Here is an 11,050-nt window from a genome sequence, read left to right as displayed (position 1 = left end):
ATCCGGGTCATTCGCGTCATCCGCGCCGGCGCCGCGCCCGCCACACCCCCGCCGCGCCCAGCCCGAGCACGGCGGCGAGGCCGACGAGCAGCCCTGCGGAGGGTCCGCTTCCGTTGCCGTCGTCGGTCTTGACGGAGATGGCGGGCCGGGCGGACATGTCCGCGCCCCCGTCGGACACCTGCTCCCCGCAGCCCGTCTTCGGGTACCCCGAGATCGCGCAGAGCAGCGCCCCGCTGTTGTAGCGCAGCGGCTTCGCCACCGAGGCGAGCGCGTCGGCGCTCGTCGCGTCCGCGCCGACCCGCGCGCATGCGGTACGCAGCGCGGGCGGCTGCTCGCCGGCCGGAGCGTCGGCCGCCGTACCGGGGTCGATGACGAGCGCGATCCGCTTGGAGCCGCCGTCGGAACCGGCCTTGGCGGACTCGGGCGACTTGCCGCAGATCGCGTCGAAGCCGGCCGCGCGGCGCGGCTTCGCGGATTCCTGCGAGTCCTCGCTCACCGAGAACCGGAAGCCGATCACATCACCGTCGGCGGGCCGCAGGCCGGCAGGCCCCTGCGTCGCGTACGTCCACTTCCCGCCGTCGCCGACCCAGAACGACCAGTAGCGGTAGCCGGTTGCCGCCTGCGCGGAGCCCGCCCCGCCGCCCAGCACCGTAAGAACGACGCCGAGCGCGAGGACGGAGGCGGCAAGCCGGGTACGGGTCACAGCTGCGCGTTCTTCTTCTTGCGGCCGCTGAACAGGATGCCGACGCCGGCACTGGCGATGAAGAAGACAGCGACGATCCACCACCCGGCGAAGCCGCCGTCATCGTCCGCACTGTCCTTCTTCTCCTCACCGGCCTTCGTCTCCTGCGGCGCGGGACCGGTCGCGTTGAGCGCCTTGACCAGGTCGGTGCCGCCGAAGTTCCGGGGGTCGGTGCCGGTCGCGTTCGCGGCGAGGACCAGCTGGGCGTACGCGGCCGGGCCGTTCTCCTTCGCCCACGCCGCGGAGTTCTTCTTCAGCCACTCCAGCGGCTTCTTCGCCTGGTCGGCCCCGCCCTGCGCGGCCAGTGCGACGACGGCGTCCGCCGTGTTGCCGAAGTCGGGCTGCGTCTCGGGGTTCTCGGCGCCGGGCATGGGCGGCGTGTCGAGGTGCCCGGTCTTGGCGAGTACGCCGGTCAGGTACGCCGCGCCGTTGGCCGCGGCCTGCGCGGGAGTCGGCTTCCCGGCCGCCTCGGCGCACTCCGCCTTCGCGCCGTCCTTCTTGCCCTGGGCAGCCAGTCCCTGGCCGAGCGCGCCCAGTACACCCGCCGCTGTCGCGTCGTCGTTGGGCGCGAGCTTCCCGGCCTTGTCCGGCTGGTACGCGAACGCGCCGCCGCCCTTCTTCGCGTCGCACGGGATCGCGAACGTCACGAGCGCGTCGTACGGCGACTTGCCCTTCTGCGACTTCACCTCGCCGGGCTTCTCGCCCGCAGCGGCCAGCGCGCCGATCACGACCGACGTGGAGTTGGAGTCGCTCGGGCCGCCCGGGTTGTAGCCCCAGCCGCCGTCCTGGTTCTGCGCGGACTTCAGCCAGCCGACGCCCTTCTTCACAACGGCGTCCTGCCCGCCGAGCGCGCTCAGTGCCTGCACGGCGGCCGCGGTGGCGTTGCTGTCCATCATGGTCTTCGCGGTGCACGGCTCGGCGGCGTCGGCGCGGAAGGACGCGAAACCACCGCTGTCGCACTGCTGCCCGGCCAGCCAGTTCACGGCCTTCGCGGCGGGCTCGACGCCCACCGTGTCCTGGGCGAGGAGGGCCAGCGACTGCCGCCAGACACCGTCGTACGTCGGGTCCTTGGCGCCGTACAGACCGGACGGCACCACGGGAGGCTTGGGGGTCGGGGCAGCGACTGCGACCGGGGCGGCGGCAGCGCACAGTACGGCGGAAGCGGCGAGCACTATGGCTGCGCTGCGGCGAAGGGTCATGACGGGCGGGGGCCTCTCCTGCTGAGGAGCCGGGCACAAGCACGCAGACCACGCACCAGGCTCCGGCCCCGTATACCTCGACGGTGCCGAGCCAGTCATGCCGGACAGGGTGTTCCGACTAACCGCCCACCAGGAGCGGCATACGGTTGCGGGTCAGTGCCGGATTTGCACCGGCTTCCCCCAGGACGGGCATGATGACGACGCGCCCACTCTACCGACCCGTAGCAAGCAGGCCCGGGGCGGGCGTGGGGGCTCCGCTGCTCATACGGCGATGTACGTCACCGGGTCGCTGCCCGGCACCGCCTCCGCGTGGCCCAGCTTCACCAGGCGCCGCAGATGGGCCTCGGCCTCCGAGACGGCGATGTTCCGCGACCCGTACGGGATTTGGTCCCAGGGCCGGTTCCACTCCATGCGCTCGGCGAGCTGCCAGGGGGTGAGCGGGGTGGCGAGGAGTGCGCGGAGCCCGGTGAGGCGCTCGTCATGGTGGGCGAGGAGTGCATCGACGCGGCCGGGGGCGTCGGTGAAGGCGTGCTGGTGGGCGGGGAGCACTTCGGCCGGGGTGAGGCGGGCGATGCGTTCGAGGGAGTCGAGGTAGTCGCCCAGGGGGTCGGTGACGGTGGCGTCGTCGGGGTCCTCGTACAGGCCGATGTGCGGGGTGATGCCGGGCAGGAGGTGGTCGCCGGAGAAGAGGCGGCCGTTGCCGGGCAGGCCCGCCGGGTGGGTCTCTTCCAGGTGGAGGCACACATGGCCGGGCGTGTGGCCCGGCGTCCAGACGGCGCGCAGGCGCCGGCCGGCCAGGGGCAGCAGGTCGCCGGGGACGATCTCGCGGTCGGGGAGGGCCGCCCCGAGGCCGGGGAGGGTACGCATGCGGCCGGATTCGCGGGCGGCACGGAGGGGGGCGAGGTGGTCGTAGGGGGCCCCGGCCGCGGTGAGTTTCGCGGTGATGTAGTCGAGCCAGGTGCCCGGTTCCGCGCTGCGGGTACGGCGTACGACTTCGGTGTCGGCGGCGTGCATCGCGATCCAGGCACCGGATACGTCCCGTACCTGCCCGGACAGGCCGTGGTGGTCGGGGTGGTGGTGCGTGATGACGACGCCGTGGATGTCGGTGACGGCCACGTCGAGGGAGGCGAGACCGGCGGCCAGGGTGTCCCAGGAGGCCGGGTCGTCCCAGCCGGTGTCGATCAGGACCGGGCCCCGGTCGGTGTCGAGCAGGTGCACCAGGGTGTGGCCGAGGGGGTTGTCCGGGATGGGGACCTTGATGGACCACACGCCACCGCCGTGCTCGGTCACCTGCGACATGTGTCCCCAATCCCTGATCCCTCAACACTAGAACTCGTTTCAATAGTCGCCCAGGTCGACTTCTTTGCAAAGGGTTCGGTCCATGGACTCCCGCCACTAGAACTGGTATCAGTTCTGAAACACCGTCAGCTGCGGGTGAAGGCGAGGCGTCAGTCATGACCGAGCTTGTGGAGCACGGAAAGCTGTACATCGGCGGGCAGTTGGTAGATCCGCTCGGCACGGATGTCATCGAGGTGATCTCGCCCCACACCGAGCAGGTCATCGGCCGCGTACCGCATGCGTCCCGGGCCGACGTCGACCGCGCGGTCGCCGCGGCGCGCACCGCGTTCGACGACGGCCCCTGGCCGAGGATGCCGCTGGACGAGCGGATCGCGGTCGTCACGCGCATCAAGGACGCGATCGCCGTACGGCACGAGGAGATCGCCAGGTCGATCAGCTCCGAGAACGGCACGCCGTACACCGCGAGCGTGATGATGCAGGCGCTCGCCGCGATGATGGTCTGGGACGCGACGATCACCGTCGCGCGCGACTTCCCGTACGAAGTCCGGCGGACCGGCGTACTCGGCTCGATTCTGGTACGACGCGAGCCGGTCGGCGTGGTCGCGGCCGTCGTGCCGTGGAACGTCCCGCAGTTCACTGCGGCGGCCAAGCTCGCGCCCGCGCTGCTCGCGGGCTGCACGGCCGTGCTGAAGGTGTCGCCGGAGACGCCGCTCGACGCGTACATCCTGGCCGAGATAGCCACCGAGGCGGGTCTCCCCGAAGGGGTCCTCTCCATCATCCCGGCCGACCGCGAGGTCAGCGAATACCTGGTCGGGCATCCGGGGGTCGACAAGGTGTCGTTCACCGGATCGGTGGGGGCGGGCAAGCGCGTCATGGAGGTGGCCTCGCGCAATCTCACCCGCGTGACGCTGGAACTGGGCGGCAAGTCCGCCGCCGTGATCCTGCCGGACGCGGATCTGGCGACGACCGTCGCGGGCATCGCCCCGTTCGCCTGGATGATCAACGGCCAGGCCTGCGTGGCCCAGACCCGCATCCTCGCCCCGCGCTCCCGCTACGACGAGTTCGCCGACGCGTTCGCCTCGGCGGCGGGCGCGCTGAAGGTCGGCGACCCGCTCGACCCGGCGACCGAAGTGGGCCCGCTGGTCGCCCGGCGCCAGCAGCAACGGTCCCTCGACTACATCAGGATCGGCCAGGAGGAAGGCGCGAAGATCCTTACGGGCGGCGGCCGCCCGGCGGGCATGCAGCAGGGCTGGTACGTCGAACCGACGCTCTTCGGCAGGGTCGACAACTCGATGCGCATCGCCCGCGAGGAGATCTTCGGCCCGGTCATCTGTCTTCTCCCGTACGACGACGAGCGCGAGGCGGTACGGATCGCCAACGACTCCGAGTACGGGCTCAGCGGCAGCGTATGGACCGCCGACGTCGAGCACGGCATCGACATCGCACGCCGGGTCAGGACCGGCACGTACTCAGTGAACACCTTCAGCATCGACATGCTCGGCCCCTTCGGCGGCTACAAGAACTCCGGCGTGGGGCGGGAGTTCGGTCCCGAGGGCTACAGCGAGTACCTGGAGCACAAAATGATCCACCTGCCGGCGGGCCACGGGGAGGCGTGATGGGAGACCGCTGGCACGTCGAGGTCGACCGGGGCGTGTGCATCGGCTCTGGCATGTGCGTGAACCTGGCCCCGGGCGGTTTCGCCCTGGACGCGGCCCGCCAGTCACACCCGTCCGAACCGGACATGGACGCGAACGAGAGGGTGCTTGCGGCCGCCGAGGGCTGCCCCGTCGAGGCGATCGCGATCACACTGCTGGAGGGCGGGGAGCCGGTCTTTCCGCCTGAGGAGTAGACCGGTCCCCTGGTGTTCACTGCCAGCCGGTGATGGCTCGGGCGATATCGCGGAGAGTAGCCTCCTGCGCCCGGATCGCACCCGTGAGGAGGTGGACCTCGTCCGGCTTCGGCGGTCTGATGGGCTCGCCCGACGCGATCATGTACCGCTCGGCGCATGCCCAGCCGATCACCGAGTTGTAGTCCGCGAACGGTCGCAGGAGAACCGCGCTGTGGAGAAAAGTGGCCGCTCGGGCGGCAGGTGCTTCGTAGTACAGCTGCCCGTGAGGCTGCTCGAACATATGGCGCTTGGCCATGGTGTCGAGCGCGCCCCAGTCGGCGATGGGGGTATTGACGGGCGATACGCGCGTCTGGATTTCGAGGATCCAGCCCGCGTCGACGCGGATGGCAGGGCTCAACGCTGCCCCTCAGGTGCGTCCTTGAAGACGTCCATGTAGTAGGCGACAGTCTCGTCGGCGCCGTTCAGGAACGCCGCCCGCTGGGCATCGGAGACGATTATGTCGTGAGCGTGTGCGCGCATGGACTTGCCGAGCGAGGCGGCGTGGGCCTTGGCCTCGGCAAGCTCTTCCTCGGTGAATTCCACTGTGATCATCGGCATGCAGCGATGCTATCAGGAATGCAATCGATGGTGATAGCAACGGTCAATCGTCGGTTGACGTCAGGTCGATCAACCGGCAAACCATCTCAATGTCGATCTTCACCTGGGCGATCGACGCCCGCCCCGAAAGCCAGGTAATCAACGCCGAGTGCCACGTGTGCTCAATGACCCGCACCGCCGACAACTGCTCCGGCGTAGGCGTCCCCGCCAAATCCATCGCGTCCAAAATGATCGCCGTCGTCTGCCGCGACACCGTGTCCACCTCCGGGCTGACGCTGCGGTCGGCGAACGTAAGCGCCCGCACCATCGCGTCCGCCAGCTGCGGCTCCCGCTGAAGCGCCCGGAAGGCGCGCATCAGCGTCTCGGCGACCCGCTCCGACGCGCTCTCCCCGCCCGGCGGCCGCTTGCGCAGCGTGGTGTGCATGTGCTGCAGCTGGTCCTGCATGGTGGCGACCAGCAGGTGGACCTTGGACGGGAAGTAGCGGTAGAGCGTGCCCAGCGCGACGCTCGACGACTCGGCGACCTCCCGCATCTGAACCGCGTCGAAGCCGCCCCGGCTGGCCAGTTGCGCGCTGGCGTGCAGGATCCGGCGGCGGCGAGCCTCCTGACGTTCCGTCAGAGGAGGCGACGAGGGCTTGACTTCCGCTGTCATGCGTCCCATTCCATGGCATTTGTCCGTACGCCGGCGTGGGGGAGTGGGACCCCCGGGTGGCACAGCATGGCAGGGCACCCGTCGTGGCGCGAATCACCTGATCCGGCGCTTACGGTTGCGCTACCTGCCGGTAGATTCAGAGCTCGTCCAACGATCCATACTGAAACTTGTTCTAGGTTAGCGCTTGCGGCTACGCTCCGGTGAAAGAGCAGTTGAGAAGGGGGCCGAGTGTGACCGCTGAGGCCATAGAAGCGGGCCCCCACGCGGGGGCCCCCAGCAACGTCGACCGCAACAGCGACCGCGACCGCGACGGCGACCGCCCACTGCGCATCGCACTCCTCACCTACAAGGGCAACCCCTTCTGCGGAGGCCAGGGCGTCTACGTACGCCACCTCTCCCGCGAGCTCGCCCGCCTGGGCCACAGCGTCGAGGTCCTCGGCTCCCAGCCCTACCCCGTACTCGACGAGGGCGTGCCGCTCACCGAGCTGGCCAGCCTCGACCTGTACCGCAGCCCCGACCCCTTCCGCACGCCCAAGCGCGACGAGTACCGCGACTGGATCGACGCCCTCGAAGTCGCGACCATGTGGACCGGCGGATTCCCCGAACCGCTCACCTTCTCGCTCCGCGCCAAGCGCCATCTCGCCGCCCGTCGCGGCGACTTCGACGTCATCCACGACAACCAGACGCTCGGCTACGGCCTCCTCGGCGACCTCGGCGCCCCCCTGGTCACCACCATCCACCACCCCATCACGGTGGACCGGCAGCTCGAACTCGACGCCGCCGAGAGCCGCCGCAAGCGCGCCTCCGTACGCCGCTGGTACGGCTTCACCCGCATGCAGAAGCGCGTCGCGCGCCGACTGCCCTCCGTGCTCACCGTCTCCGGCTCCTCGCAGCAGGAGATCGTCGACCATCTCGGGGTGCGGCCGGACCGTATCCACGTCGTGCACATCGGCGCGGACACCGACCTCTGGTCGCCCGACCCGTCCGTCGCCGAGATCCCGGGGCGGATCGTCACGACGTCCAGCGCGGACGTACCGCTCAAGGGGCTCATCCACCTCGTCGAGGCGCTCGCCAAGCTCCGCACCGAGCACCCGGCCGCCCACCTCGTCGTCGTCGGCAGGCGTGCGGAGGACGGCCCGGTCGCGCAGGCCATAGCGCGGTACGGGCTCCAGGACGCCGTCGAGTTCGTCAAGGGCATCACCGACGCCGAACTCGTGGACCTGGTACGCGGCGCCCAGATCGCCTGCGTCCCTTCCCTGTACGAAGGCTTCTCGCTCCCCGCGGCCGAGGCGATGGCCACCGGCACCCCGCTCGTCGCCACGACCGGCGGCGCGATCCCCGAGGTCACGGGAACGGACGGCGAGACCTGCCTCGCCGTACCGCCCGGCGACGCGGGCGCGCTGGCCGCCGGTCTCGGCCGGCTGCTGGACGACGCCGACCTGCGCCGGAGGCTGGGAGCGGCCGGACGGGACCGGGTGCTGGCCAGGTTCACCTGGGCCAAGGCCGCCCAGGGCACCGCAGAGCTCTACCGCGAACGGATCGCGGCCCAGGCGGCGGTACGCGGGGCAGCCAGGTGAGGCACTGCCAGCCGCGAAGCCGTCTGCCCCGGACGCAGACGCGAAGCCGACCGTAACCCCGTAACCCACCCCACCACCCGGAAGGGCAGACCTCGTGCTGACCGTGGACTTCTCCCGCTTCCCGCTCGCCGCGGGCGACCGCGTGCTCGACCTGGGCTGCGGCGCAGGCCGGCACGCCTTCGAGTGCTACCGGCGCGGCGCCCAGGTGGTGGCCCTCGACCAGAACGGCGAGGAGATCCGCGAGGTCGCCAAGTGGTTCGCCGCGATGAAGGAGGCCGGGGAGGCGCCCGAGGGGGCGACCGCCACCGCCATGGAGGGCGACGCCCTGAACCTCCCCTTCCCCGACGAGTCCTTCGACGTCGTGATCATCTCCGAGGTCATGGAGCACATCCCCGACGACAAGGGCGTCCTCGCGGAGATGGTCCGCGTCCTGAAGCCCGGCGGCCGTATCGCCGTCACCGTGCCCCGCTACGGCCCGGAGAAAATCTGCTGGGCGCTGAGCGACGCGTACCACGAGGTCGAGGGCGGCCACATCCGCATCTACAAGGCCGACGAGCTGCTCGGCAAGATGCGGGAAGCGGGCCTCAAGCCGTACGGCACCCACCACGCGCATGCACTCCACAGCCCCTACTGGTGGCTCAAGTGCGCCTTCGGCGTCGACAACGACAAGGCGCTGCCGGTCCGCGCCTACCACAAGCTCCTGGTCTGGGACATCATGAAGAAGCCCCTGGTCACGCGGCTCGCCGAACAGGCCCTCAACCCGGTCGTAGGCAAGAGCTTCGTGGCGTACGCGACCAAGCCGCATCTGCCGGTCGCGGCGGCCGCCAAGTGACAAGTCCCGGACGTACGGAACACCTCGTCCTGCCCGGTGTGCTCACCGCCGACGAGGCCGCCGAGACGGTGGCGGGCATCCTCGCCGCACAGCGCGAGGACGGCGCCATTCCGTGGTTCCGCGGCCATCACCTCGACGTGTGGGACCACACCGAGGCCGCCATGGCGCTCGACGCGGCGGGCGAGCACGAGGCCGCGGCCCGCGCCTACGAGTGGCTGGCCAGGCACCAGAACACGGACGGCTCCTGGTTCGCGGCGTACGACGACGGCGACGCGGAGCGGGTCACCGACCGCGGCCGCGAGAGCAACTTCTGTGCCTACATCGCCGTCGGCGTCTGGCACCACTACATCGCCACCGGCGACGACGCCTTCATCGACCGGATGTGGCCCGCCGTCTACGCGGCGACCGAGTTCGTACTGGCCCTCCAGCAGCCCGGCGGCGAGATCGGCTGGAAGCGCGAGTCCCCCGAGGAAGGGGGCACACCCGTCAACGACGCGCTGCTGACCGGCAGTTCCTCCATCCACCAGGCGCTGCGCTGCGCGCTCGCCATTGCCGAGCAGCGCGAAGAGCCGCAGCCGGACTGGGAGTTGGCGGTCGGCGCCCTCCGGCATGCCATCCGGCGCCACCCGGAGCGGTTCCTGGACAAGAGCCACTACTCGATGGACTGGTACTACCCGGTCCTCGGCGGCGCGCTGACGGACGCCGAGGCCAAGGAGCGTATCGAGGGCCACTGGGACGCGTTCGTGGTCCCCGGTCTGGGCGTGCGGTGCGTGCTGCCCAACCCGTGGGTGACGGGCGGCGAAAGCTGCGAACTGGCCCTGGCGCTCTGGGTGATGGGCGAGTCGGACCGGGCCCTGGAAATCCTCCAGTCGATCCAGCACCTGCGCGCCGAGGGCGGCATGTACTGGACGGGTTACGTCTTCGAGGGCAACCGGGCGGTATGGCCCGAGGAGCTCACCACGTGGACGGCGGGCTCGCTGCTGCTGGCGGTGGCGGCTCTGGGGGGAGACGAGGCGACGACCGCTGTCTTCAGCGGCGAACGGCTGCCGCTGGGCCTGGACCCGGACTGCTGCTAGTGCCGTGTCAGGCAGCGTTGGCCCTGTCGACGACAGCGCGTAGGCTCCGGTCGTCGGCGTGGCGGTTTCGCCAGATGATGTAGCGGCGGATCATGCTGCCCTGTTCCTTGTGGTCGCCATGGTAGGTGCCGTCGAGGGTGAAGTAGTGCAGGGCGGTGAACTGGGCCTCGATCCGGTTGAGCCAGGAGGAGTTCGTCGGGGTGTAGGCGATCTCGACATTGTTGGCCGCGGCCCAGGTGCCGACGCGCTGGCACCGCTTCGTGGTCAGGTGCGGTGAGAAGTTGTCGCAGATGATCGCGAGGCGGACCTCGGGCGGGTAGAGGCTGCGCAGGTAGCGGCAGAACTCCAGGAACTGGGTGCGCTTCTTGACCGGCTTGATGTGGCCGTAGAGCCTGTCCCGGGCCAGGTCCAGGCGGCGAACAGGTTCCGCACTCCGCCGCAGCGGTTGTAGGTGGCCCGGCGGCGGGGCTCCCGTTCGGGGTTCTTGTGCTTGCCGCCGCGTTCGGCCCACTGCCGGCCCGGGTGGGGCATCAGGTTGAGGGGTCCGAACTCGTCCATGCAGAAGACGACGTCGGGGTCGTCGGCCTCGGGTATGACCTCGCCGTCGGCGATCGCGTAGAGGTGTTCAGGGCCGCGTAGTCCGGGTCCCGGGAGGATTTCCAGGTCTTCAGGCGTTGAAAGGAGACGCCTTCCTCGCGGAGCAGGATGCGCAGGCCCTCGTGGCTGATGTCGTCGACCACCCCCTCGGCAACCAGGAAGTCCGCCAGCTTGGTCAGACTCCAGGTCGAGAACGGCAGGTCGTGTTCGGTGGGCTTGGACTTGGCGATCTTCTTGATCTCGCGCCGCTCGGGCAGCGTGAACACTTTGGGCCGGTCGCCCTTGTACTTCGGATAGAGCGAGTCGAAGCCGTTGGCGTTGAAGTTGTGGATCACATCGCGGACCCGGTCGTCGCTGGTGAACGACACTCGGCAATCTTCGCCACCGGCATGCCCTGCGCGGACAGCAACACCATCCGGGCCCGCCGCCAGGTCACCACCGACCCGGTACCCCTGCGGATGATCCGCAGCAACCGGCGGCCCTCGTCGTCATCGATCTCACGGACCCGCACTCGTATCGCCACCCCGACAGGGTGGCCGTGACGCGCCTCCCGGCACAGCACCCGGACGGCGCGTCACATCACGACAGGGCAAACGTTGCCTGATCCGGCACTAGTGTGATGCGCCAGAA

The 11,050-nt window shown here is 70.0% G+C and carries 11 protein-coding genes, 1 pseudogene and 1 riboswitch; of the genes and pseudogenes, 5 read left to right on the top strand and 7 right to left on the bottom strand.

What is annotated here, in order from left to right; all coding sequences use genetic code 11:
• Positions 1–16 precede the first annotated feature (16 nt).
• The 3 genes from J7I98_RS03270 to J7I98_RS03260 form a co-directional block, all read right to left on the bottom strand.
• Positions 17–703, bottom strand: coding sequence for an SCO2322 family protein (locus J7I98_RS03270; RefSeq protein ID WP_214916616.1), 687 nt, complete (start codon positions 701–703; stop codon positions 17–19).
• A complete protein-coding gene (locus J7I98_RS03265) occupies positions 700–1,941 on the bottom strand; it encodes a prenyltransferase/squalene oxidase repeat-containing protein (RefSeq protein WP_214916612.1) in 1,242 nt (413 codons plus the stop codon). Before J7I98_RS03265 ends, J7I98_RS03270 begins: the two co-directional genes overlap by 4 nt.
• A 107-nt stretch (positions 1,942–2,048) precedes the next feature.
• Positions 2,049–2,122, bottom strand: a riboswitch (cobalamin riboswitch).
• An 80-nt stretch (positions 2,123–2,202) separates the two neighbouring features.
• The gene (locus J7I98_RS03260; protein ID WP_214916608.1) at positions 2,203–3,240 is read right to left on the bottom strand and encodes an MBL fold metallo-hydrolase; all 1,038 of its coding nucleotides are present in this window, start codon (positions 3,238–3,240) and stop codon (positions 2,203–2,205) included.
• Between the two features lie 155 nt (positions 3,241–3,395).
• Here J7I98_RS03260 and J7I98_RS03255 point away from each other — a divergent pair, with 155 nt between their 5' ends.
• Both J7I98_RS03255 and J7I98_RS03250 read left to right on the top strand, forming a co-directional pair.
• Complete coding sequence (locus J7I98_RS03255; protein ID WP_214916605.1) at positions 3,396–4,856, top strand: aldehyde dehydrogenase; 1,461 nt, start codon at positions 3,396–3,398, stop codon at positions 4,854–4,856.
• Positions 4,856–5,089 carry a ferredoxin gene (locus J7I98_RS03250; RefSeq protein WP_214916603.1) on the top strand — a complete coding sequence of 78 codons (234 nt, stop codon included), beginning with the start codon at positions 4,856–4,858 and terminating at the stop codon, positions 5,087–5,089. The genes J7I98_RS03255 and J7I98_RS03250 overlap by 1 nt, the downstream gene beginning before the upstream one ends.
• Positions 5,090–5,105: 16 nt before the next feature.
• Here the strand turns inward: J7I98_RS03250 and J7I98_RS03245 are convergent, their stop codons facing one another.
• The 3 genes from J7I98_RS03245 to J7I98_RS03235 are packed head-to-tail and all read right to left on the bottom strand — an operon-like array spanning position 5,106 to position 6,338.
• Positions 5,106–5,486 carry a hypothetical protein gene (locus J7I98_RS03245; protein ID WP_214916579.1) on the bottom strand — a complete coding sequence of 127 codons (381 nt, stop codon included), beginning with the start codon at positions 5,484–5,486 and terminating at the stop codon, positions 5,106–5,108.
• A complete protein-coding gene (locus tag J7I98_RS03240) occupies positions 5,483–5,686 on the bottom strand; it encodes a hypothetical protein (RefSeq protein ID WP_214916577.1) in 204 nt (67 codons plus the stop codon). Before J7I98_RS03240 ends, J7I98_RS03245 begins: the two co-directional genes overlap by 4 nt.
• A 43-nt stretch (positions 5,687–5,729) precedes the next feature.
• A complete protein-coding gene (locus tag J7I98_RS03235; RefSeq protein ID WP_214916574.1) occupies positions 5,730–6,338 on the bottom strand; it encodes a TetR family transcriptional regulator in 609 nt (202 codons plus the stop codon).
• A 230-nt stretch (positions 6,339–6,568) separates the two neighbouring features.
• On the opposite strand from J7I98_RS03235, the gene J7I98_RS03230 reads away from it, so the two are divergent.
• The 3 genes from J7I98_RS03230 (at position 6,569) to J7I98_RS03220 (ending at position 9,823) form a co-directional block, all read left to right on the top strand.
• On the top strand, positions 6,569–7,915 hold the full coding sequence (locus J7I98_RS03230; RefSeq protein WP_214916570.1) for a glycosyltransferase family 4 protein: 1,347 nt from the start codon (positions 6,569–6,571) through the stop codon (positions 7,913–7,915).
• A 94-nt stretch (positions 7,916–8,009) separates the two neighbouring features.
• A complete protein-coding gene (locus tag J7I98_RS03225; protein ID WP_214916567.1) occupies positions 8,010–8,747 on the top strand; it encodes a class I SAM-dependent methyltransferase in 738 nt (245 codons plus the stop codon).
• Positions 8,744–9,823, top strand: a complete 1,080-nt coding sequence (locus J7I98_RS03220) for a prenyltransferase (RefSeq protein WP_214916564.1) — start codon at positions 8,744–8,746, stop codon at positions 9,821–9,823. Before J7I98_RS03225 ends, J7I98_RS03220 begins: the two co-directional genes overlap by 4 nt.
• A gap of 7 nt (positions 9,824–9,830) precedes the next feature.
• On the opposite strand, the pseudogene J7I98_RS42520 reads toward J7I98_RS03220, so the two are convergent.
• A pseudogene (locus J7I98_RS42520) lies at positions 9,831–10,943 on the bottom strand (IS630 family transposase).
• Positions 10,944–11,050: the final 107 nt, after the last annotated feature.

It is taken from the genome of Streptomyces sp. ISL-98, from assembly GCF_018614055.1.
Classification (GTDB): domain Bacteria; phylum Actinomycetota; class Actinomycetes; order Streptomycetales; family Streptomycetaceae; genus Streptomyces; species Streptomyces spiramyceticus.
This window is presented reverse-complemented; position numbering and strand designations above follow the sequence as displayed.